This window comes from Paenibacillus nanchangensis (assembly GCF_046543445.1).
In the GTDB taxonomy this organism is placed as follows: Bacteria; Bacillota; Bacilli; order Paenibacillales; family Paenibacillaceae; genus Paenibacillus_AQ; species Paenibacillus_AQ nanchangensis.
Genome location: NZ_JBHOFD010000028.1, coordinates 30861 through 53197, shown reverse-complemented (window position 1 = coordinate 53197; position 22337 = coordinate 30861). Strand labels below are relative to the sequence as shown.

Sequence of the window (22337 nt, the reverse complement as noted above, 5' to 3'; positions counted from 1 at the left end):
TGTCTTGTTTCGTCAGGCAGCAATCGCGCAGACCGTCAAAAAAAAGTCTTGACGCGGGAAAGACCCTGCGCCAAGACGGTGTTTCTCATCGCAATCTTCCGGACAATTTATTGTTTCACAATTTCAACGACCGAATTGTTGCTGAAATACACTACAATATTATCATTTTCTTTCAAAGATTGCACGGGTAATGTGGTGTCGCCTTGGTGAATATATACGTTTGGCGCCAGCGGGAACCGGTAACGGGTATCACTAGTGTTAGCCCGCTTCACGCTGATCTCGTTTGTTGCGCTCTCATACCGCGAAAAAGTCCGCGTCTCCGAGTTCAGCACATTCACCAGCACGGAGCCGTCGCCGCCGCTGCGGGCTTCCACACGGTCGCCGGCCGCCAGCGTCCCGATGTCCGCGCTGACTGCTCCGGCACGGGTGATTTTGGCCCCGCCGCTAAAGGAATACGTATCTGTCTGGCCGTTATAGCCTTTGACGGTCAGTTTGCCGCCTGCTTTGTCGATTGCCGTCACTTGGCCAAGCGTGATTTTAACGCCCTGCACAGCCAGCGCCGTGCTGCCCATTGTTGTTACGTTTACCGGCATGCCAACCACAAAATCAGTAATTTTGATTGCATTGCCGTCAGCGTCTTTGACTGGAATGCCCAGGGTATAAAGATCGGCCACACCGCTGCCGGACATCACGCGCAGCCGGTTATTCTCCGCGTCGATCGCCGCAATCGGAACCTGAACCGTCGTTTTTACCTTCAGGGCGGAGACAACCTCCTGATTCGGCATCAATATAACGGTCACTTCGCTGCCTACAGGCACATCAGTAATGGCTGCACCTGTTCGTCCAAAGATCTCTACGCCCGAAGGATAAGGGAACGTCATGCTGCGTCCGTCCGTCGCTTTAAGTGTAAAGGATCTGCCTGTGGTGCTGATGTTCGTAACAGTTCCTTCGTATTTGCTCACAATTTCTACTAAAATCGCCCGGTCGCCAATAGCATTGACGTTCACCTTCCGGTTCGGAAGCAGGTTGCCGAAGCTCTTGAGCTCCGTTTGCGGTCCAGTATGAATCAGCTTTGTTTTGTCGTCAAGCTGGAGCAAATGCGCCTTATTGTCTTTGTCCCGGATGGTCAGCAGATTGGTTTTTGAATCGAACCCCGTTGCTGTCGCCTCAATGAACTGATCCATTTTCCGGCTCAGTACTTCAATTTTGCTTATCTGATCCTGGGCGTTCAGCGTCACCTGCACATTGTCGCCAAAAGCGGTATCCGCAATCAAGTCATCCGCCACGGCGCGCGTGTTCCCTCCGACAACAAACGCCGGATGATCAGCCAGCAGCTTCACTTGGCGGGTACCGTCGGAAAGCTTGTAGATGACCGATGAATCGGTCAGCTCCAGCAGTGAGCCTTGAACCGTGCGTTCTACCCCTTGGGTAACTTCAGCCACGGAAACGATGTTGTCCTTAATCGTATACTTCACGGTAATGCCCGCTTTCAGTTCGGCTGAGGTCACAATCTGACTGCCTGAACGGAATACGGTCGCATCGTCGAATTTAAAGCTTTCCTCGCTGCCTGCAGCAGTCTTGAAGGTGATCCGCTTGCCGGCTGTGTCCACCGATTGGATGGTCCCGGTTTCGGTTTTATTGACAATGCCCGACCGGACCTGCAGCTTCACGACCCGGTGCGCGCCCGTGAAGGTCTCCCGGGTAACCGTCACCTGACTGTCCTGCGCAATGGATGCCGGATTGATATTCGCCCCGTTTGCATCCAGGAACACAGCGTTAGGATTGTAAGCATAGTCTTTGAATGCGGTTGGGGTCTTCAGCCAAAGGATGTTGTCAGGCGCCAGCATGGCAAAGGTCCCTTCCAGCGTATCCACCTGCTGGTTCGGGTCGGTGACTTCCACGTAGGAAGCCACGCCGTCTTTGCCGGCAATCTTCAGCTTGGTATAAGGCTGGATATCCGTAAAAGCGATCCGCTTCTCGGAGGTGCTGGTAAAGTAAGCGGTTGTGCTGCCCAGCACATAATTCTGCGGGCCGTTGTCCGTAAACAGTGTCAGCTTTCCGTAAGTCAGCTCGCTGACCGTTCCGGTTACCGTATTGTCATATTCATTGGAGGTATGGCTTTGCGCACGGCTTAAAAATGTCGCCAGCTGCGCCCGCGTCACCGCTCCTTTTGGATCAAAACGGTTGCCGTCCACCCCGGTTGCCAGGCCCAATTTGACCGCAGCGTTTATGTATCCCCGTTTGGCTGCGTCCACTTTGGCATCATCCGCAAAGCCGGTCGGCTCCGCGCCCACAGCCTGGGCATCCTGTGTTTTGCCCAGCGCCCGGATCAGCAGTTCCGCCACCCATTCCCGGCTGGCCGCGCGTTTGCCCCAGTGCTGCTTGTCCTTCACCGATGCGGATTCGGCGGTACGGTCCATCAGCCCTTGTTTGAATGCCAAAACGACGTACGGCTTAAAGTAGTTATCGACTTCGATCCCGTCAGGCAGAACCACAGCAGCCTCGCTGTCAGCCTGCTTGTCGGTCTTCATAAAACGCAGCGCCATCAGCACCGCTTCCTGCTGAGTCACCGAATCATTGGGCCGGAATTGGCCGTTGTTGCCGATGACGATGCCCTGTGCAGCTAGCTTGTAGATATGCTTCTCCGCCCACAGTCCCACTTTGACGTCGCTGAAAGCTCCTCCCGAAGCGGATTGCGCTGCTGCGGCCGGTGCCGCGGACGCGCCAATCGCCGTTCCTGCCCCGCCGAAAACCATAAAGCCCGCCATGGCGGCGGAGACGGCTTTGGTTGTGTACATTGTCCGTGAGGATCTTTTTTTATGTCGGTTCAATCGGTATTCCCCTCTCTTGGTTAACGGCCGGAAAAGCAGCCCCTCCCTCTTGCGGAAGAGACCGCTTCGGCTTCCATTTTAGCGTATTCTACTGGTTGTCGCGGGTAAAAGGGTACATCAGCTCCACATGCCCCATCAGCGTCTCGGCCTGCGCTCCATCCACCAGCAGCTCAACGCCTTGGACCTCGGCAAATTGGAACATCGTCTGCGTCAGCGCGCTTATAGCAAATGATTCCCCGCCGGCTCCAAGCTGCGCTTCTTGAGGCTTGTGCACATCAAGAATCACATTACCGTCTTTAAAGTCGACGGACAAAAGCTCAATCTTATCCCAAAGCGACAGCAGCTCATCTCCTTTGCCCGCCTGCAGCGCTTTAAAGGCTGCCTTGTATTTCTCAATATCGTTTGAAAATTCGATTTCAGCCTTACCGGGCTTCAGTTCCATAATTTGCGAATCCGTAAAATAGACATTGATTTCCTGGCTCTTCTTTGCGGTCTCCTGCTGGCCGGCAGGCGTGTGTTCAGGCGACGCGCTCGGCTGCACGGTTGCGGCGGGGCTGGAAACAGGCTCCGGACTTGGGGCCTCCGTCTCGACCGGGGCAGCGGTAGGAGATGCCGATGCTGCGGGTGCCGCGGTGCTGGAGCCTTCCGCTCCCGAGGAAAGGGATGAATTCCCCCCGTTGTCCGGACCTGCCGCCGGTTTGTCTCCACACCCGGCGAGCACGAGCAGGAGCAGGGATGCCGCCGCCGCGGCGCTTAGTTTTTTGTTCATCATGGCACTGCCTCCTTTAATACGAATACGGACAGACCGGTGCCGCAAAGCCGTGGTTTCCTTTTGCGTACGGCTTTGCGGCGCATGTCTGCCGCTAATCTAGTTTACTTGATACCTAGGTATTCTTTTATCCCGTCCACGATCGCCTGAGCGAACCGGTCCTGCAGTTCCTCGGTAAACAACAGGGCTTCATCGCCTTTGTTGCTTAAATAACCCGCCTCAAGCAGAATTGCCGGCATTTTCGTTTCGCGGATGACGTGGAAATTGCCGTATCGAACGCCGCGGTCGCTTAGCCCTGTGGCTTTGACCAGATGCTTATGCATCACGTTCGCAAACGATTTACTGGCATCCCGCTGATAATACGTCTCCGTGCCGGTTGCTTTGGCGGATCCCGAATTGGCGTGCACGGAAATAAACAGGTCGGCTTTCAGATTGTTGGCGATTGCCGCCCGCTCCTTCAACTCCAGGAAGGTGTCGTCGCTGCGCGTCAGCACCACCTGAAGATCGGGTTCCTTTTTCAGCAGCTCGGCCGTTTTCAGCACAATGGAGAGATTAAACTTCTTCTCGTATTTGCCGGTTACGCCGACTGCTCCCGAATCTTTGGCTCCATGGCCCGCATCCAGCACGATCAGCTTTTTGCCTGTGCCTTCCGGAAGGACCGGAGCGCCTGTCGGTGCCGGCGTGGGAACCGGAGTGGGCGCTGGAGTAGCGGAAGGCAGCGGAGCCTCTACATTTAGATCGACGATGATCAGCTTGCTGCCGCTGTCGCCTGTCACGGCTACCTGGTACCCCTTTTCATGGTTCAGGTCAATTACAAACCGGACCGTGTAAGGGGAAGTATTAAACAGCGAATACCGCACATTGGAAACATCGGGATAACCTGTTACTTCCAGATTCCCGGCAAGCTCAGGACTGAGCGTATGACCGTTACCAAAAGAATCGGAGAACGTCGCATTCGGAAGATCAATCACGATTCGTTCGGGATTGTGCAGGACCGTCGTTTGCGGCTCTGCAGCTCCCTCCATCGCGATCATCAGCCGGTTCTCGCTGAAGCTGATTCCGTTCACCTTGGTCAGCTCACTGGATGGGACGTTCGGCTGCACGGCGGTCCCTCCGCCTCCGCCTGAAGACCCGCTGTTTCCGGGCTGCGGCGAAGCGTTTCCGGGGGCGGCCGCCTGGGTAATTAAACTTACGGTTTTGGAAGCGTTATCCCACCCGACCGTAAGACCCAGCTGTTCGCCGATAAACCGGATTGGCACAAGCGAGCTGTTCTGTCTCAGAATCGGCGCGGTCTGAAGCGTTATCTTCACGCCGTCCGCCGAAGCGGTCTTCTGCCCTACCGTCAGCTTCAGGGTTTTGCCCTGTCCCTGGACGGTGATCGACTTGCTTTGTTGCTGCCAATCGACGGCATAACCCATGTTCTGCGAGATCAGACGCAGCGGCACCATCACATTTCCGTTCACATTCTCGACGGGAACGTCAAGCCCCGACGAAATGTTTTTCCCGTCCAACAGGATGCTTCCGCCTGCGGAAGCAGCTTGTCCTTCAGACGGCCATGTCCATACGAAGACCAACAACATCAGCAGCAAAAAACCGAATTTCTTCATCCTTCACCTCTAGAAATCTTGGATTTACGCCGATTGAACGGCTTGTCTTGATGACCGGCTTACGGGCGTCCAGATCCACACTTTTAGACGCCCTTGTGCCCCAAAAGTTGCGTAAGAATTCCAGAGGTTAACTGAATACATACTAAAGACCCAGGTATTCTTTAATGCCTGCCACGATCTCACGGGCCACATCATTTTGCAGCTGCTCCGAATAGAGAATGGCTTCTTCCTTCTTGTTGCTCAGATATCCTACTTCAAGCAGTACGGCCGGCATACTCGTTTCACGGGTAACGTGCAGGCTTTTGGTACGCACCCCGTTGTCCTTCAGACCGGTGCCCGCCACGAGATGCTTGTGCATCACTTTGGCCAGCTCCAGACTTTCCTTGCGGGTATAATACGTTTCCGTACCGTTCGTTGACGCCGTCCAGGAGTTGGCATGAACCGAAACAAAAATATCGGCGCCCGCGTTCTCCGCGATGTCCACCCGGTCCTGCAGCCCCAGCGTCTTGTCGTCTACGCGCGTATATACCGCCTGAATGCCTGTCTCCGCGTCCAGCAGCTGCTTCACCTTGAGAATCACCGCCAGGTTGAAATCCTTCTCTTTCTTGCCTGTTACGCTGCTCGCTCCGGGCTGCTTGCCGCCATGGCCGGCATCAAGAACAACAACGAGCTTGCCGTCCGCCGCCGGATTCTGTGTTGGAGCCGGCGTTCCGCTTGCAGCGGGCGCGGTAGCGGTTGGGGTTCCGCCATTAGCCGGCGTGGGGACCGGGGACGGAACAGTTGTTTGATTCAGGTCAATTGTAATCAGACCCGACATCTCGTCGGTATAAACGGCATATCCGGTGTCCGCGTTCAGCTCAATGACATAGCGAACGGTGGAAGGTTCGGCCTTGAACAGCGCGTAGCGCACTTCCTTCACCTGCGGATAACCGGCCGTATCCAGCTTCGCCAGCGCGCCTACCGCACCAACGCCCTGGGCAGACGCTTCGGGAGCAAAATTCGTATTGGGCAGATCCACCACTATCATCTGCGTCGGCTTATCCATCTTCTGCACAACCGGCTGAACCGGGCCTGAAACGGCAATCAGCAGCTTGTTCTCACTGAATACGGCACCTTTGACCGACTGCAGCGTTCCGCTTGGCGTCTGCGTAGCCGGCTGTCCTGGAGTCTGCGAGGGCGCCGGTGTGGCGGACGGGGCAGGCGCTGGAGCGCTTGCATCAGGAGCAGGTGAGGGCTCAGACGCCGGGGCCGCCGACATGTCGCCGGAGAGGTATACGATTTTATCGGCATTGTTCCAGTCTACCTTTAGGCCAAATTGCTCGCTGATAAACCGGATCGGCACCATTACCGAGTCGCCTTTGCTCTGAATCGGCGCCGCGTTCAGCTTCAGCTGCACGCCGTCGGCATCCGCTTCTTTGCTTCCCACCGTCAGCTGTACCGTTTTAAAGTCCTGCTTCAGGGTGACTTTGCGGGACTTCGGTTCCCAATTGACCGTGTAGCCCAGGTTCTCGGATATGAGCCGAATCGGCACCATGACGCTTCCGTTCACATTCTGGACCGATGTGTTTTTTGGCAGCGTCAGCTCCTTCGCGTCCAAAAAAATCTTGCCGCCCGTCCCCGCTGCTTCCCCTCGCCCGGGAAAGCATAGCAGCAGCGGCAGCAGCAGTAAGACCAACATCCGCAAACCGGCATTTCTCATCCTTTTCTCTCCTTAAGTAGGTAATAAAATTGCTCCGATAAACTAATAGACTCCAAATATAGCCAAAAAGTTTCCGACAAATCCGGCAATAGTTCAATTATAGCAAAAAAACTTCTATTTCCGACAAAGGAAATAGAAGTTTTGTGTAATTTGTGCAAATCTTCCCGAGGCTGTCCTTTGGCAGCAGCCGGCAATCAGCCAAAGAGCTTCGCCGCGTGGCGCTCCTCATAAGCCGTAATGTCCTGTTCGTGCTGGAGTGTAAGACCGATGTCGTCCAATCCCTGCAGCAGGAACTGGCGGCGGTGTTCATCCAGATCAAACTCGATCCGCAGGCCGTCCGCATCTGTAATCGTTTTGGCTTCCAGATCGACGGTAAGCTCATACCCATCTTTCGCAGCCGTTCGGCGGAACAGGTCTTCTACCTGCTCTTCAGACAGCTTGATCGGCAGGATTCCGTTCTTAAAGCAGTTATTATAAAAAATATCGGCAAACGACGGCGCGATCACGCACTTGAAGCCGTAATCCATAATCGCCCAAGGCGCATGCTCGCGCGAGGAGCCGCAGCCAAAATTCGCCCGGGAAATAAGCACCGAAGCGCCGCGGTAACGCGGCTTGTTCATTTCAAAAGACGGGTTGTCGTTGCCCGCTTCGTCAAATCTCCACTCATAAAACAAAAACTGTCCAAAGCCGGTGCGTTCGATCCGTTTCAGAAATTGTTTCGGAATGATGGCGTCTGTATCGACATTAACCCGGTCCACAGGGGCCACGATGCCGGTTAATTGTTTAAATGCTTCCATATTGAGTTCCTCCCGCTTTTCCTTGATTAAGCTCTCCGCTATCTATAATGAGAAAGTCTGCTCCCGGAAGCGGCGCCCGCAAAATGCAGGCACCAAACTATCCGGTCAAGCTTCTGCCTTAAGAGCTGACGGCTTCTTTTTTGTAGTTCCAATCCCGTACATCCGTGAACCGGCCTTTGATCGCTGCCGCTGCCGCCATTGCCGGCGAAACGAGGTGCGTACGTCCTCCGCGGCCCTGTCTGCCTTCAAAGTTACGGTTCGAGGTGGATGCGCAGCGTTGACCAGGCTGGAGTACGTCCGGGTTCATCGCGAGACACATGCTGCAGCCCGCATCACGCCATTCGAAGCCTGCTTCGGTAAAGATCCGGTCCAGGCCTTCTTTTTCCGCCTGCATTTTTACACGGCCGGAGCCCGGAACGACAATCGCGGTCACTTTGTCCGATACTTTGTGACCTTTTGCCACCTCGGCAGCGGCGCGCAGGTCCTCGATCCGTCCGTTGGTGCAGGAGCCGATGAACACGTAATCAATCGCGATTTCGGACATTGGCGTGCCCGGCGTCAGGTCCATGTATTCCAGCGCTTTTTCAGCAGCTTTGCGTTCATTTTCCGTCGTAAAATCGGCCGGATTCGGAACCGTGGCGGAGATATCCGTGCCCATGCCCGGGCTTGTGCCCCAGGTGACTTGAGGGATCAGCGTCTCGACGTCAAATTCAACGACGGTATCGAACACCGCGCCTTCGTCGGTAACAAGCTGCTTCCAGGATTCCACTGCCGCGTCAAACGCCGCGCCTTGCGGTACATACTGCCGTCCGCGCAAATATTCGAATGTCGTTTCATCCGGAGCGATCATCCCCGCTCTTGCCCCGCCTTCAATAGACATGTTGCAGACGGTCATCCGTTCTTCCATCGACAATTCGCGGATCGCTTCGCCCGTATATTCGATGACATAGCCGGTAGCAAAGTCCGTGCCGTATTTGGCGATAACGCCCAGGATCATGTCTTTGGCGGTAACGCCGGGATTGCGTTTGCCGACAAACCGCACTTCCATCGTCTTGGCTTTGGCCTGCTGGAGACATTGCGTAGCCAGAACGTGTTCAACCTCGCTTGTGCCGATACCAAACGCCAGGGCGCCAAACGCGCCATGCGTGGAGGTGTGGCTGTCGCCGCACACAATCGTTTTGCCCGGATGGGTCAAACCGATTTCAGGTCCCATAACGTGCACGACCCCTTGATCAATATCGTCCAGATCAAACAGTCTTACGCCAAAATCCCGGCAGTTCTGCGTCAGCGTGTCAATCTGCTGCTTGGAGATGGGGTCCTTAATGTTGTACCGGTCTTTGGTCGGAACGTTATGGTCCATGGTTGCAAAGGTCAGTTCAGGCCGGCGCACCTTGCGGCCGCTGAGACGAATCCCTTCAAACGCCTGAGGAGAAGTCACCTCGTGGACCAGATGAAGATCGATATATAAAATACTGGGTTTGCCCTCTTCCTGATGAATGACGTGATTCTCCCAAATTTTCTCGAACATGGTTTTTTTGCTCATTCTCTTCACCCCGTTGAAATGATTCGTTCTGATCGAGAGTCGCGCTCTCTTGGATTGATTTCACTATAGCATAGAGTCCGTTTATTACGCCAAGATATGATAACTATAGATTCAATAGCTTCATCCTATAGCCTGACCGTAAGTACATCCCGGTACTCTAACCTATAGATAACACCCTTTTCTATTCGCTTGATTTCTTGATTTGATGTTATGTAACTCAACTTTATTATGTAACTCAACTTTGCGGGTGAAAAATTCGCGGCTGGAAAAATGGCTTAGACCCTTCTGGACCTCTATCAAAATAGTAACACAGATGTTTAGGCAACTCGGTTTAAGTAATGGCGTTCATACTCCGAGGGGGTATAGTAATCATTGGAAGAATGAATACGCCGGGTGTTGTAGAAGAAGCCAATATACTCGAAAATACTGGGTATTTTGAAGCAGCTCTGCATTGTCCTCCCCTATGACTTTCTTCCGGACACAGGAGGCCCTAATTGCTAATTATTCCGTGTTTTGGCAAAGTTGCGGACTCAGATGCACCTATTTACGCGGAGAAGCCATAGTTTGCTGGTTTTCGTTACGAATAACGGATCTGGAGTCCGCAAGTCATACCAAAAGCCCAAGAATTTCAGAAATAACGTCCGCTGAGTCCGGAAAGACCTACGTATCGCATTCTGTGGTAATCCGCTGCGGGTGTGTCACGGGAGAATGTTCCAAAGTGTTATGTATAATGGCGATCGATCTGACAATAAACAGGTGACCTGGCCACACCCGTCCCGACTTGGCATTCTCTCCATTCCTTACGGATTAACAAATTACGCAATGTTATTGTACTGCAATCTGACTAGGGGGAAGACATGATTCAGTTCCCTCGCTAACGGATACATTAGTTCAACGACAACAGCGGCAGACTAAGACTTTGTTTATCTAGCCTTGGTCCGCAGCTGCTATTATTAACTCAACTTTCGCAGCCTGCGATCGGCAGCGCAGCCTGCGATCGGAGATACGGCTTGAGATAATTGGGCAAACCGGAGATCCAGTGCTGGAGTTGATTTTGAATTAGGGTGGAGCATTTCTTCCCAACCTGAGCCGCAATTTCGTTCAGCCGTTCTATGAGTTGCGTCAAGGCAACTGACAAGTCTAGGGTGCTAACTTCATCGCACAGTAAATAAAATAGCACGCCGAGCGTGCGTTCGCCGCAGCGAAGCGGTGTTTTTCTATTTTTTCAAGACGATTACTTTATTGCCGTTAAATCCGCGCCAGGACTGGAGCTTAGTAATTCTCGCTCTGCGAAAGTTGATTTATGTAAACAAAAAAAGGGCTTCCTGTCCAAATACGGCAGAAGCCCTTTTTCCCAGCTGGTTACCCGATGGAGATACCGGAGAACTCGATTGGACCTGTAATGCTAGCGAGGTTAAGCAGCGTGTTCAGACTGTTGTTGCTGACCGTAAGCGTATATGAATGATAGCCAGCCGGAACATTCCGGTCTTGAAACGAGATGCCGACCGGCTGAATCGCAAGTACCGTCAGGCCGCTTGCGCCGATATTAAAAATTTGCTGCCCGTTGCGCAGAATTCTGAAAATGACGTTCGGCACGCCGAGTGTAGTCTGGAAGCCCACCGTGCCTTCCAGCTGAACAACGCCGTTTGCGGCAACGCTCAGGCCGAACTCGGCCAGCGTCAAAGTATTGGGAGCACTGACGATCGGAAGGGAAAGGGTCTGGCTGCCCGACGAAGTAAGACTCCGCCCAGTATCCACAATTTGTGCCATGTTGTGTCCTCCTTTCTGCGGTTCTTCCCTATCGTATTCCCGTATGGGAAAAACGGCTTGGACCTTTGACATGCGGCATTTATCATGCGGTCCGAGCGAAAGAAGCACATTCAGAGCAGCCGGAAGTCACTGCATAGCACCCGGTAGTCCCTACATAGCAGCCGGTTGTCCCAAATTGGCCGCAGCGGCAGCTCCGCTCTACCTGCCCTTCTTAGTTTCAGTCTTTGCAGCTAATCTCTGCGGAAAGCGAGGCCGTTGCTCCTTTCTATAGATTAGCGTTAGGTAATAGGTTATTATTATAAGCAGACTAGATACGAGGAGTACAACCTATGGAATTGCGCCAACTGCAATACGTGCTGCAGATCGCAGCCGAACGCAACTTCTCCCGCGCGGCGGAAAAGCTGCATATCGCCCAGCCTTCACTCAGCCAGCAGTTATCCAAGCTGGAAAAAGAACTCGGCGTGCTGCTGTTCCAGCGCAATACAAGCGCCGTCGAACTGACGCATGCCGGCGCCCGGTTCGTCGAGCAGGCCGAAGGAATTCTGAGGTCCGTCGAGCTGCTGCGCCAGGAAATGGCCGACATTTCGCAGCTGCGGACCGGCAAGGTCGTCGTTGGCAGCATGCCGATTACGGGAGCGCATCTACTTCCCCGGGTGCTGCCTGTTTTTAAAGAACAGTATCCAAGCATCGAAATCTCCCTGCTGGAGGATTCTTCGATGAACCTGGAGAAGCTGACTGCCGGCGGGCAGACCGATTTAAGCCTGCTTTCGCTGCCGCTGGAAGGAAACGCGCTGGATTATGTTATCTTGGGCGAGGAGCCCATCGATCTGGCAGTGCCCCCGGATCACCGGCTGGCTGAACGGGCCGAATCAGGTATCCGCACCCGGCTGGAAGAGCTGAAAAACGATCCGTTTATCGTGCTGAAAAAAGGCCAAGGCTTCCGTAAAATGACAATCGAGCTCTGCGGGCGCGCCGGCTTTGAACCAAATACGGTGTTCGAAAGCAGCAATATGGAAACCGTGCAGTCGCTTGTATCGACAGGCATGGGGGTAACGCTTGTTCCCCGCTTTATCGCGCGTGCGCCAAGAAGCGAATTCGTTCCGGTTTATCTGCCTCTGGCCGATCCCGCGCCAAGCCGGACCCTAGTGATCGCTTACCGCAGAGGACGCCAGCTGTCCAAAGCGGCGGAAGCCTTTATCGAAACCTTTAAGTCAACGGTTGCAAATCTGCATTAAAAAAGACAGCCGCGCTCCTCCCAAGGAACGCGGCTGTTTCTTTTCCAGACAGGTCAGGGACCGGCCTCTATTTACGCTGATTATGTTCTGTCGTCAACCGGTTCTGCTCATCGGCAAGCCGGCCGGTCTGGTCATTCACTGGACCGCCGGCGCCTTGCGGGCCGGACTTGCTTTCCAGAAACTCACGCATCGTTTCTTTTTGCTGCTCCGCCTGATCGATTTCAGCCAGATGATCGTCGTGCTTATTTGTAGGTTCCGTCATTTCAAATCAGCCTCCCGTTTGCGGAATTACTTGTATTTTACCCGTACCCGCAGGGAATAAACATAAGAAGGGTGTTCACAGAAAATAAGGCATTAGACTGGCTTCACTAACTTAAACGGCGCAGCTTCCGTTCAGGGAACCCTGTTATCCCTATCCGCTATCTGAACAATCCCCTGCGAATCAAGTTAGCGGTAACCGGTTGCTTCCCAATCTCCCGCGACCAAATCGATAATTGGCCAAAATGGTGAATTTCATGGGCAAGGACATGCCGCATAATCTCCCCAAATTTGAAGGTTTCCCATTCGCCCGTTGAGTTCTGATCGGTTAAAATGCGAGTTTCCATGCTGCTATCCCATGCGTAAATAAACGGAGCGATTTCCGCATGGCAACGCTCTGAATAGTCTCTTATCTTTTGCATACCTAGATAGTTCTCGAACGGAGGTTCTTCAGGCATGGGTTTTCCTTGCAATGCGCTTATCCAGCTGTACTCGCAATCAATAATGTGAAACAGTGTATAGAAGATGCTGCCCGGACCGCCTGTGCGCCTTTTTAGCAGTTCCGGCTCGTCCACCAAATCGCACCAATCAAACCACTCTTTGCGTACTTGCCAGTTATACTCGAATAACTTCAACATGGGAACCGCCTCCTATATCCTATAACATTGGTATTTACTTTAATATACCTGAGACAATGCTATGCCAGGTAAAAAAACATCCGAATTCAGGCCGATTGTCCTTTGCAAATTTCCGGGCTTTCGTGTTATCCTTACTTCAATATTGAAACGCGTTGAAGGGACCAGTACGAACAGCAGACACCGGTACAGAGAGTAAATTCCGCAGGTTGAGAGAATTTACCCGGTTTACGTTCCGAATCCTACCCCCGAGCGGCCTGTCAGGACGGCGCCTCCCGTTACGAGGACAGAGTCGGATGAGTTCCTCATCAATGAAGGTGGTACCGCGGAAGTTCAAGCTTTCGTCCTTTGCATGTCAAAGGCGGAAGCTTTTTATTTTATCCAGGGGAAGTGAGACATAGATGTCGACCAGAATCGTAGTAAAAATCGGCAGCAGTTCGCTGACGGAACCCGAAGGCGGCCTAAACCCCGATAAAGTGGCCTATTATGCGGCGGAAATCGCCCGGCTGCGGCAAAAGGGCATGGATGTGCTGCTTGTCTCCTCCGGTGCGGTGGCGGCGGGTTTCAAAAGCATCGGCTACCCCGTCCGTCCCAAATCCCTGCATGAAAAACAGGCGGCGGCGGCCGTAGGCCAAGCCCTGCTGATGCGGGCCTATCAGGAGGCGTTCGCCGGCCATGGGCTGACTGCTGCGCAAATTTTGCTGACCCGGACCGACTTTTGCAGCAGACGCGCAATGAACAATGCGGTGATGACCGTTGAAGAGCTGCTTCGGCAGGGAGTTATCCCCATCTTCAACGAAAATGACACCGTGTCGGTGGATGAGCTGAAATTCGGCGACAACGATATGCTGTCAGCGCTTGTCGCCAATCTGCTCAAGGCCTCCCGCCTGCTTGTCGCAACGGACATGGACGGCCTGTACAGCGAGGACCCGAGGCGCAATCCGGACGCCGTCCGCTACCGGCTCGTCGAGGAGATCACGCCTGAGCTGTACGCCCAGGCGGGCGGCGCCGGCTCCAGCGTCGGAACAGGCGGCATGCGCTCCAAGGTGGAAGCGGCGAAGGTCGCCACCCGCGGCGGCGTCCCCGTCTTTGTCGGCCGGGTCACCGATCCCGGGGATCTTTTGCTAGCGGCTGAGGGAGAGGGAAAAGGCACTTATTTTGCCACCAAGCTGTCTTCCCTGCCGGTCAAAAAACAGTGGCTTGGCTTTATGTCCACCCCGCTTGGCACCCTGCATGTTGATGCGGGGGCGGAAGAAGCGCTCGTGAGCGGAGGCCACAGCCTGCTGCCCGTCGGCGTCGTCTCGGTGGAAGGGAGTTTTCATGCCGGCGATGTGGTGGAGGTTTTGGGACCGCAGAACGTTCTGCTGGGGCGGGGCATCGTCAATTTCGACGACGTTCAGCTGCAGGCCATCCGGGGCCTGCCAAGCGGCGAAGTGGTCCGGCAGCTTGGGGAAGTTCACCGGCTGGAAGTCATTCACCGCGACGAATGGATTACACTAAAGTAGACGTATGCATTACAATGAAGGAACAAAAGAATGGATGGAAACGATAAATTGAAGGAGGTACCCCAAATGAGCGAAGTGATTCAAAAGACAAAACTGGCAAAATCCGCGGCGGCGGCTCTTGCCGCCTTGACAACCGATGAGAAAAACCAGGCCCTGCATGCCATGGCGGACGCCCTGGTGGAACATGCCGGGCAGATCCTGACGGCAAGCGCCGAGGATATTGAACGCGGACGGCACAACGGAACGTCTGCTTCCCTGCTTGACCGGCTTGCCCTTACCGATGCCCGGATTGCCGACATCGCCATGGGGCTGCGGCAGATCGCGGATCTGCCCGATCCGGTCGGCGAGCTGCTGGAGACGTTTGAGCGGCCAAACGGTCTGCGGATCCGTAAGGTGCGCGTTCCGCTGGGCGTGATCGGCATGATCTACGAGGCGCGCCCTAACGTAACCGTTGATGCTGCCGGCTTATGCCTCAAAACAGGCAATGCCGTCGTCCTCCGCGGCGGATCGGCCGCCCTGTCGGCCAACCGTGCGATTGTCGGTGTACTGCACGAGGCGCTTGCTTCCACCCGCATCCCGGCTGAAGCGCTGCAGCTGATCGAAGACCCGAACCGCAGCTCGGTAGATGAGATGCTGAAGCTGAACGGACTGCTGGATGTTATCATTCCGCGCGGCGGCAGCGCGCTGATCCAAAATGTGGTGCAGAATGCCACCGTGCCCGTTATTGAAACCGGGGCAGGCATCTGCCATACTTATCTCGAAGCGGATGCGGATCCCGTGATGGCGGAGCAGATTTGCCTGAACGCCAAAGTTCAGCGCCCGTCGGTCTGCAATTCGATGGAAACACTGCTTGTCCATCGCGATTACGCCCAGCGTCATCTGCCTGAGCTTGCCCGCCGTCTGGCGGATGCGGGTGTCGAACTGAAAGGCTACCCGGAGACGGTGGCGCTTGTGCCGTACGCCTCTCCCGCCTCTGATACGGACTACGCAACCGAATATAACGATTATATTTTAAATGTAAAAATTGTCGGCAGCCTGGATGAAGCGATGAAACATATCCGCGATTTTGGCACCCGGCATTCCGAGTGCATCGTAACCGGCAACGGCGAGCTGGCCGCCCGATTCCTGCAGGAGGTGGATGCGGCGGCGGTGTACCATAACGCTTCCACCCGTTTCACCGATGGATTCGAGTTCGGATTCGGCGCCGAGATCGGTATCAGCACCCAGAAGCTGCACGCACGCGGTCCCATGGGCCTGCCCGCGCTGACATCGACCAAATATCTGATCTACGGGGACGGTCAAATCCGGACTTAATGTATTTTTACTTACGGCATGACTTTCGTCTTATGAGCTGGAGACAAAAAGGCAAACGCCAGCCTAAGAAACCAAGGGGGAACCTACCTGTATGTGTCAACAACCAACCAAACCGTTTATTCAAGAAAAAATTGCGTTTTACGGCGCCGGGTCCATGGCGGAAGCCATTGTCCGGGGGCTCATCGCCCGGTCTGTAGTGGCTCCCGAACAAATCATGATGCTGAACCGCAGCGGAAGTGACCGGCTGGCTGAGCTGAGAAGCCGCTACGGTGTGCTGGCCAGCAATGATCCCGAGCAAAAAACCGAAATTTTGCGCACGTACCCGATTATCGTGCTTGCAATGAAACCAAAGGACGCCGCCGAAGCCATCCGTTCGCTAGGTCCGCTGCTTTCCCCCGGCCAGCTGATCGTCTCCGTCATCGCCGGCCTGTCGATTCGGACACTGCAGGGGCTGCTCGGTACCGCACAGCCTGTAGTCCGGACCATGCCGAACACATCCAGCTCCATTGGATTGGGTGCAACGGGCATCGCCTTCTCCAAAGAAGTGGATGAAGAGCGCAGACAGCTGGTTCATCATATATTTGAGGCCGTTGGCACGGTATCTGTAATTGATGAGGAACGGATGGAGATTCTGACCGGCATTTCCGGCAGCGGTCCGGCCTACATCTACTACATGATGGAAGCGATGATCGCAGCGGGCATCCGCGGCGGCTTAAAAGAAGAACAAAGCGCGGCGCTGACAGTGCAGACCGTGCTTGGAGCGGCCAGAATGGTGCAGCAGACGGGTGAAACCCCGGCCGCGCTGCGCAAAAAAGTCACCTCCCCGAACGGTTCGACCCAAGCCGCCCTGGAGGTGCTCGAAAAAGGCGATTTTTTTGAAACCATCATCGCCGCCGTCCACCGCTGCGCCGAACGTTCGCGCGAAATGGGTTCGGCGCTGGACAAGGAACTGGCGGGCCCGGACCGCGACCGGTATCATCATTAACTTTATTTTTCCGTATTCATTTCGCAGTTTGCCATACAAAAAGGCTCCCAAATGCCATTGCCGGTGCTTGGGAGCTTTTTATTGATTTATTAAATGTCATCGGACGGATTGATGATCGCCAAAACCTGATGGTCCTCCCACTTCCCGTTGATCTTTACGTTGCTGCGTGCAATCCCTTCCTTGTGAAAGCCGGCTTTCTCCAGCACACGGATGGAGCCTGGATTGCGAGGCGAAGCTTCCCCGTAAATCCGGTGGAACTTCAGTTCCTCAAAAGCATGGCGGACCACCTGCTTCACCGACTCCGTCATATACCCCTTGCCGTTATAGGCTTGATCCAGCACAAAACCAATCATACAGCTCTGCAGCGGTCCCCTATTCACAAAGGAAAGGCCGACACTTCCGATAATCCGGTTATCCGGCTTTAGGCAAATCACGTACGAATACATCCGGTCCTCAAGCCGGTCAGTCAGGTGCTTACTGATGGCTTGACGCTGATATTCCTCCGTATAAAACTCCTCGCGAGGGGTGGGCGAAAATTTTTCAAAAAACTCCCGGTTCCGTATGTGCACTGCCGTCAATTCCCCGGCATCCCCTGCTTCGGTATACCGGATGTAGACCTGCTGCTCCATTGGTTTGCTTCATCTCCTATGATTACGTATTGCATGGATTATATCACAACTATTTGCTTATAAAAGTAATTCAATGTCCAGCTGTGGTAGTGATGATAAAGCTTCTGAAGCTCTGCAAATTGAGATGAATAACTGCATCTACTGGTCCATCCCCTGCTTATATTTTTTGTGCAGCAAAAAAAGGGCAGCCCCCGTCCAATATTACGAGAACCGCCCTCCTATGTCTTAATGCCTGCTATTGCAAGAAAGCAAACCGGGTTACCGGCCTCCCCCGCGAAACTTCTGGGTATAAGCCTTTACGTCCTGTGCGTTCTTCACCCGGTTTCGGCTCCATTCAAGCAGAATCCGGTCGATATAACGGAAATGCACCTTCCCGGCGAATACCGATTCCTTTAGCGCCAGCAAAATAAGCTCTTCAGGATAACGGTCTTCATCCACCCAGCCGGAGATCGCCTCGTACTCCATCGGGGACAAGGGGCGCCCAAATTCCTTTTCGAAGATGCTGAACAGACTGCGCTCATGAAGCCCCTCTTCTTCCAGATCATCGCCGGGAAAAAGACCGGACTGCGCCGGACGGGAAGGTTTGTCCTCCCGGCGGTAGACACCAGGGGACCCTGGCCCTTGATGGACGCCGGCAAAACCTGACTCCTGATGGGGGCCGGGAAATCCTGCCCCCTGATTCAGCGTCCGCCGTCTGGCTTCAGCTTCTTCGCGGGCCTGCTCTGCAAGCAATTCGCCAAGCTTCGCGTACAAACCCGAAAAATCGTACCGCTCGTAATGAATCCCCCGCAGCTCGTCGCTTTCGCCTTCAATCCCGATAAAACCTTCTTTCATGAGCCGCTGCAGTTCCCCCGACAGCACCGGTGCGCTGCGTCCCGTGACAGCCTGAAGGTCTTCCAGCGAAGGGAATTCAATCCCCTCCACCTGGCGGAAGGAAAGCAGATGGATCAGCAGCAGCGCTTCGCTCCCGCTGAGGTTCAGTTTCCGGTAATGCTTGAGAAGCGCGTAAGGAATGACGGCCGCTCCGCTCTCCAAGCCAAATGCAGCCCCAGCGCTCCAACGTTTCCACGCATCGCCCTCCACTTACGCCACTCCTTTCTTCTTCAAGTCAGCCGGCATTACGGATAAAGACGGTACAGCGTACGCGGGAACGGAATGGTCTCCCGGACATGATCCAGACCGCAAATCCAGGCCACCGTGCGCTCCAGTCCTAGGCCAAAACCCGAATGCGGAACCGTGCCGTATTTCCGAAGGTCCATGTACCACTGGTAGGTCTCCATGCTCAAATCATGCTCTTTGAAGCGCTGCTCCAGCAGTTCGGGATCGTCGATCCGCTGGGAGCCGCCGATAATTTCGCCATAACCTTCCGGCGCAATCATGTCGGCGCACAACACCACTTCCGGGCGCTCCGGATGAGGTTTCATATAAAAAGCTTTGATGCCGGCCGGATAATGCGTAATAAAAACCGGTTTGTCATAAGCTTCCGCAATCGCCGTCTCATGCGGAGCGCCAAAATCTTCACCCCACGGAAGCTCAAAACCGTTGTCATTCAGGAACTTGATCGCATCGTCGTACGTAATCCGCGGGAATGGCGCCTTGATGCCTTCCAGCTTCGATACGTCCCGGCCGATGGCTTCCAGCTCGGCGCGGCAGTTTTTGACCACGGATTGAACGACATGGGTAATGAACTCCTCCTGCACACGCAAGCTTTCTTCGTGATCGGTAAACGCCATTTCCGGCTCGATCATCCAGAACTCGATCAGGTGACGGCGGGTTTTCGATTTCTCCGCACGGAAGGTTGGGCCAAAAGAATACACCTTGCCCAGCGCCATCGCCGCTGCTTCCATATACAGCTGACCGCTCTGGGTCAGGTACGCATCTTCTTCAAAATATTTGGTGTGGAACAGGTTTGTCGTGCCTTCCGCCGAAGTTGGCGTCAGAATCGGCGGGTCAACCAGCGTAAAGCCGTTGGTATCAAAATACTCTTGAACCGCGCGGATAATCTCCGCCCGGACAACGAGAATCGCCCGCTGCTTCGAAGAGCGCAGCCACAGGTGACGGTGATCCATCAAAAAGTCTACCCCGTGCTCCTTCGGTGTAATCGGGTAATTTTCGGTCAGATGCAGCACCTCAATGCCGGTCACCGTCAGCTCATAACCCGACTGGCTGCGCGGCTCTTCACGAATGACGCCCGTGACGTAAAGCGAGCTTTCTTGAGTCAGGCTTTTTGCGTCATCCCAGACCTGCTCCGGCACTTCGGATTTAACGACGACTCCCTGAATATAGCCCGTTCCGTCGCGAAGCTGCAGGAACTGGATTTTGCCGCTGGAACGTTTGTTGTTCACCCAGCAGCCGATGGTTACGGTTTGTCCGACGTGTTCGTTCACGTTACGGATCACTGTTTTGTTCGCCATGCCCGTTTCATCTCTCCTCTAAACTTGGATGGGATTCCGGTGATTCTTGCACGCATCAAGCGGCAGATCACCGGTCTCTACCGCCGGAGGCCTTTTTTGACAGATCGCCGAAAAAAAGGTCCTTCCGAGAAAGAAGGGAAGCCGGTGCAAAAGGGACGGAAGGTCCCGCTCGCTCCGGCTTCCCCGGGAATAACCGTTACACGGTTCAGCCTTTGACGCTTTGTACGATCCGGTAAGTATCGCGTGCAATCACGAGTTCTTCGTTCGTAGGCACTACGAGTACCTCGACCTTGGAACCCGCTTTGGAGATCCGGCGCGGGTCACCCGAACGCACTTTGTTCGCTTCGGCATCCAGCTCGATGCCGAGGAACGTCAGATTATTCAGTACGCGCTCGCGCAGGAGCGAAGCGTTCTCGCCGACGCCCGCGGTGAAGACAATCACGTCCACGCCGTTCATAGCCGCAGCGTAGGACCCAATGTATTTGCGGAGGCGGTATTCGTACATTTCAAAGGCGAGTGTGGAGTTCGGATCGCCTTTCTCGGTGCCGTCGATAATATCGCGCATATCACTGCTTGTGCCCGAGATCGCCAGCAGGCCGCTGTGCTTGTTCAGCATCGAGTTCACTTCGCCCACTGACAGCTCTTCCTTATTCATTACATAAGGAACTACTGCCGGGTCGATGTCGCCGCTGCGGGTACCCATCATCAGGCCTTCCAGCGGAGTCATTCCCATGGAAGTGTCCACCGAAATGCCGCCCTGAACGGCCGTAACGCTTGCCCCGTTCCCGATATGGCACGTAATAATTTTAAGCTCTTCCAGCGGCCGGTTCAAGTACTCCGCCGCGATCTTGCTTACATAATCATGAGAAGTGCCGTGCGCGCCGTAGCGGCGGACCTTGTACTTGTTGTACAGCACTCTAGGAATCGCGTACATGTAAGCTTTCTCCGGCATTGTCTGATGGAATGCCGTGTCGAAAACAACAACCTGCGGGATACCCGGCATGTTGACTTCCGAGGCCGTAATCCCCATGATCGCAGCCGGGTTATGCAGCGGCGCCAGGTCGAACAAGCGGCGGATTTCACTTTTGGCTTCACCATCTACCAATGCGGATGCCTTAAAGGATTCGCCGCCGTGTACGACGCGGTGTCCGACAGCGTTGATCTCGTCGATCGAGCTGATCACGCCATGCTCTTTGTCGGTCAGGTTTGCAAGCACTTTGCGGATTGCCGTCGTGTGTTCCAGAATTTCGCTCACTTCGGTTACTTCCTGCTTGCCGGTTGGTTTGTGGGTCAGAATGGAGGACTCCATCCCGATCCGTTCCACAAGGCCTTTCGCCAGAACCGATTCGTCTTCCATGTTGTACAGCTGATATTTCAGCGAGGAACTGCCTGCATTAATTACGAGAATATTCATACCCGGTCACCATCCTTGTCGTACTTGAAGAAACCTTCGCCCGATTTCATGCCCAGTTGTCCTGCGCGAACCATTTTCTTCAGGATTGTGGACGGACGATACTTAAGCTCGCCGTATTCGCGGAACATCCGCTCCAGTGCGGCAAGCACCGAATCCAGACCAAAACGGTCAGCCATCTCAAGCGGGCCGTATTGGAACTGGTAGCCGATACGCATGGCGTCGTCAATATCTTCAGCAGAGGCAACCCCTTCTTGAAGCACATGCATCGCTTCATTGATAAACAGGCAAATAAGGCGAGAAGTTACAAACCCGGGGGATTCGTAAATCATAACGCCTTTCTTCTCCACCACTTCGTCAACAAACTCCTTCGTTTCTTCAAAAGTTGTGTCGGATGTCTTCAGACCGCGCACGATCTCAACCAGATCCACTTTGCCAACCGGATAAATAAAGTGCATACCGATAACACGCTCAGGATATGCCGTTGTGCTGGCAAGCTCCGTCAAGCTGAGCGTGGAGGTGTTGCTGGCCAAAATAATATTGCTTGGACACACCTGGTCAAGCTGGCTGAATACCTTTTTCTTTGCTTCCAGGTCTTCCGTAATCGTCTCAATTACCATATCACACGAGCTAAGCTCCGCAAAATGAACAACTTTTTGAATCCGGCTCAGGATCAGCTTCTTCTCGGCTTGGGTGATCGCCCATTTCTCGAGCTGCTTGTCCAGGCTAGTTTCGATCATACTGTAAGAGTAATCCAGTCTCTCCGGAGTTTTCTCGACGAGCAGCACATCCAGGCCTTTGGCCGCCAGCATTTCGGCGATCCCCTGACCCATCGTGCCTCCGCCGATGACGCCAATCTTCTTAAACTTCATACAACAGTCTCCATCCTTTCAGGTATCTATACTTGTATTGTACCCTTTCTGTCGAAAAAACAA

19 protein-coding genes are annotated in these 22337 nt (G+C 54.2%); 4 read left to right on the top strand and 15 right to left on the bottom strand.

All coding sequences use genetic code 11. From position 1 onward, the window contains the following. Nucleotides 1-107 precede the first annotated feature (107 nt). The 8 genes from ACE6ED_RS20980 to ACE6ED_RS20945 form a co-directional block, all read right to left on the bottom strand. Nucleotides 108-2831, bottom strand: coding sequence for an S-layer homology domain-containing protein (locus ACE6ED_RS20980; protein WP_410829368.1), 2724 nt, complete (start codon nt 2829-2831; stop codon nt 108-110). Nucleotides 2832-2919: 88 nt separating this feature from the next. Next, entirely contained in the window at nt 2920-3603 is a 684-nt protein-coding gene (locus ACE6ED_RS20975; protein ID WP_410829367.1) for a GerMN domain-containing protein, read from the bottom strand. A 101-nt stretch (nt 3604-3704) separates the two neighbouring features. Then, nucleotides 3705-5207 (bottom strand): N-acetylmuramoyl-L-alanine amidase, encoded by a 1503-nt coding sequence (locus ACE6ED_RS20970; protein ID WP_410829366.1) that lies wholly within the window; start codon nt 5205-5207, stop codon nt 3705-3707. Between the two features lie 142 nt (nt 5208-5349). After that, nucleotides 5350-6906, bottom strand: coding sequence for an N-acetylmuramoyl-L-alanine amidase (locus tag ACE6ED_RS20965; RefSeq protein WP_410829365.1), 1557 nt, complete (start codon nt 6904-6906; stop codon nt 5350-5352). Between the two features lie 194 nt (nt 6907-7100). Continuing rightward, a complete protein-coding gene (leuD, locus tag ACE6ED_RS20960; RefSeq protein WP_410829364.1) occupies nt 7101-7703 on the bottom strand; it encodes a 3-isopropylmalate dehydratase small subunit in 603 nt (200 codons plus the stop codon). A gap of 118 nt (nt 7704-7821) precedes the next feature. Continuing rightward, complete coding sequence (gene leuC, locus ACE6ED_RS20955) at nt 7822-9246, bottom strand: 3-isopropylmalate dehydratase large subunit (RefSeq protein WP_410829363.1); 1425 nt, start codon at nt 9244-9246, stop codon at nt 7822-7824. A gap of 317 nt (nt 9247-9563) precedes the next feature. Next, nucleotides 9564-9698 (bottom strand): IS3 family transposase, encoded by a 135-nt coding sequence (locus tag ACE6ED_RS20950; RefSeq protein ID WP_410829362.1) that lies wholly within the window; start codon nt 9696-9698, stop codon nt 9564-9566. 910 nt (nt 9699-10608) lie between these two features. Next, nucleotides 10609-11016 carry a hypothetical protein gene (locus ACE6ED_RS20945; protein ID WP_410829361.1) on the bottom strand — a complete coding sequence of 136 codons (408 nt, stop codon included), beginning with the start codon at nt 11014-11016 and terminating at the stop codon, nt 10609-10611. Between the two features lie 329 nt (nt 11017-11345). Here ACE6ED_RS20945 and ACE6ED_RS20940 point away from each other — a divergent pair, with 329 nt between their 5' ends. Next, nucleotides 11346-12251: a LysR family transcriptional regulator gene (locus tag ACE6ED_RS20940; protein WP_410829360.1), complete on the top strand. Its 906-nt coding sequence runs from the start codon at nt 11346-11348 to the stop codon at nt 12249-12251. 67 nt (nt 12252-12318) lie between these two features. Here ACE6ED_RS20940 and ACE6ED_RS20935 read toward each other — a convergent pair whose 3' ends face one another. After that, the gene (locus ACE6ED_RS20935) at nt 12319-12513 is read right to left on the bottom strand and encodes a hypothetical protein (protein WP_410829359.1); all 195 of its coding nucleotides are present in this window, start codon (nt 12511-12513) and stop codon (nt 12319-12321) included. Nucleotides 12514-12670: 157 nt separating this feature from the next. Further along, nucleotides 12671-13147 (bottom strand): DinB family protein, encoded by a 477-nt coding sequence (locus ACE6ED_RS20930; RefSeq protein WP_410829358.1) that lies wholly within the window; start codon nt 13145-13147, stop codon nt 12671-12673. A gap of 398 nt (nt 13148-13545) precedes the next feature. Here ACE6ED_RS20930 and proB point away from each other — a divergent pair, with 398 nt between their 5' ends. The 3 genes from proB (at nt 13546) to proC (ending at nt 16948) form a co-directional block, all read left to right on the top strand. Continuing rightward, nucleotides 13546-14649, top strand: a complete 1104-nt coding sequence (gene proB, locus ACE6ED_RS20925; protein WP_410829357.1) for a glutamate 5-kinase — start codon at nt 13546-13548, stop codon at nt 14647-14649. 66 nt (nt 14650-14715) lie between these two features. Beyond that, entirely contained in the window at nt 14716-15963 is a 1248-nt protein-coding gene (locus tag ACE6ED_RS20920; protein ID WP_410829356.1) for a glutamate-5-semialdehyde dehydrogenase, read from the top strand. 91 nt (nt 15964-16054) lie between these two features. Further along, nucleotides 16055-16948, top strand: coding sequence for a pyrroline-5-carboxylate reductase (gene proC / locus ACE6ED_RS20915; protein ID WP_410829355.1), 894 nt, complete (start codon nt 16055-16057; stop codon nt 16946-16948). 89 nt (nt 16949-17037) lie between these two features. Here proC and ACE6ED_RS20910 read toward each other — a convergent pair whose 3' ends face one another. The 5 genes from ACE6ED_RS20910 to ACE6ED_RS20890 form a co-directional block, all read right to left on the bottom strand. Beyond that, nucleotides 17038-17577: a GNAT family N-acetyltransferase gene (locus tag ACE6ED_RS20910; protein ID WP_410829354.1), complete on the bottom strand. Its 540-nt coding sequence runs from the start codon at nt 17575-17577 to the stop codon at nt 17038-17040. Between the two features lie 258 nt (nt 17578-17835). Then, on the bottom strand, nt 17836-18660 hold the full coding sequence (locus ACE6ED_RS20905) for a DnaD domain protein (protein WP_410829353.1): 825 nt from the start codon (nt 18658-18660) through the stop codon (nt 17836-17838). Nucleotides 18661-18695: 35 nt separating this feature from the next. Then, nucleotides 18696-19991: an asparagine--tRNA ligase gene (gene asnS / locus ACE6ED_RS20900; RefSeq protein WP_410829352.1), complete on the bottom strand. Its 1296-nt coding sequence runs from the start codon at nt 19989-19991 to the stop codon at nt 18696-18698. A gap of 205 nt (nt 19992-20196) precedes the next feature. Continuing rightward, entirely contained in the window at nt 20197-21405 is a 1209-nt protein-coding gene (locus ACE6ED_RS20895) for an acetate/propionate family kinase (protein WP_410829351.1), read from the bottom strand. After that, nucleotides 21402-22274 carry a 3-hydroxyacyl-CoA dehydrogenase family protein gene (locus ACE6ED_RS20890; RefSeq protein ID WP_410829350.1) on the bottom strand — a complete coding sequence of 291 codons (873 nt, stop codon included), beginning with the start codon at nt 22272-22274 and terminating at the stop codon, nt 21402-21404. The genes ACE6ED_RS20895 and ACE6ED_RS20890 overlap by 4 nt, the downstream gene beginning before the upstream one ends. Nucleotides 22275-22337 lie beyond the last annotated feature (63 nt).

What these genes read in the sequence shown, in the direction of transcription:
- ACE6ED_RS20975 (WP_410829367.1), bottom strand. Translation starts at nt 3,603, where the DNA reads ATGATGAACAAAAAACTAAGCGCCGCGGCGGCGGCATCCCTGCTCCTG.
- ACE6ED_RS20970 (WP_410829366.1), bottom strand. Translation starts at nt 5,207, where the DNA reads ATGAAGAAATTCGGTTTTTTGCTGCTGATGTTGTTGGTCTTCGTATGG.
- ACE6ED_RS20965 (WP_410829365.1), bottom strand. Translation starts at nt 6,906, where the DNA reads ATGAGAAATGCCGGTTTGCGGATGTTGGTCTTACTGCTGCTGCCGCTG.
- leuD (WP_410829364.1), bottom strand. Translation starts at nt 7,703, where the DNA reads ATGGAAGCATTTAAACAATTAACCGGCATCGTGGCCCCTGTGGACCGG.
- leuC (WP_410829363.1), bottom strand. Translation starts at nt 9,246, where the DNA reads ATGAGCAAAAAAACCATGTTCGAGAAAATTTGGGAGAATCACGTCATT.
- ACE6ED_RS20950 (WP_410829362.1), bottom strand. Translation starts at nt 9,698, where the DNA reads ATGCAGAGCTGCTTCAAAATACCCAGTATTTTCGAGTATATTGGCTTC.
- ACE6ED_RS20945 (WP_410829361.1), bottom strand. Translation starts at nt 11,016, where the DNA reads ATGGCACAAATTGTGGATACTGGGCGGAGTCTTACTTCGTCGGGCAGC.
- ACE6ED_RS20940 (WP_410829360.1), top strand. Translation starts at nt 11,346, where the DNA reads ATGGAATTGCGCCAACTGCAATACGTGCTGCAGATCGCAGCCGAACGC.
- ACE6ED_RS20935 (WP_410829359.1), bottom strand. Translation starts at nt 12,513, where the DNA reads ATGACGGAACCTACAAATAAGCACGACGATCATCTGGCTGAAATCGAT.
- ACE6ED_RS20930 (WP_410829358.1), bottom strand. Translation starts at nt 13,147, where the DNA reads ATGTTGAAGTTATTCGAGTATAACTGGCAAGTACGCAAAGAGTGGTTT.
- proB (WP_410829357.1), top strand. Translation starts at nt 13,546, where the DNA reads ATGTCGACCAGAATCGTAGTAAAAATCGGCAGCAGTTCGCTGACGGAA.
- ACE6ED_RS20920 (WP_410829356.1), top strand. Translation starts at nt 14,716, where the DNA reads ATGAGCGAAGTGATTCAAAAGACAAAACTGGCAAAATCCGCGGCGGCG.
- proC (WP_410829355.1), top strand. Translation starts at nt 16,055, where the DNA reads ATGTGTCAACAACCAACCAAACCGTTTATTCAAGAAAAAATTGCGTTT.
- ACE6ED_RS20910 (WP_410829354.1), bottom strand. Translation starts at nt 17,577, where the DNA reads ATGGAGCAGCAGGTCTACATCCGGTATACCGAAGCAGGGGATGCCGGG.
- asnS (WP_410829352.1), bottom strand. Translation starts at nt 19,991, where the DNA reads ATGGCGAACAAAACAGTGATCCGTAACGTGAACGAACACGTCGGACAA.
- ACE6ED_RS20895 (WP_410829351.1), bottom strand. Translation starts at nt 21,405, where the DNA reads ATGAATATTCTCGTAATTAATGCAGGCAGTTCCTCGCTGAAATATCAG.
- ACE6ED_RS20890 (WP_410829350.1), bottom strand. Translation starts at nt 22,274, where the DNA reads ATGAAGTTTAAGAAGATTGGCGTCATCGGCGGAGGCACGATGGGTCAG.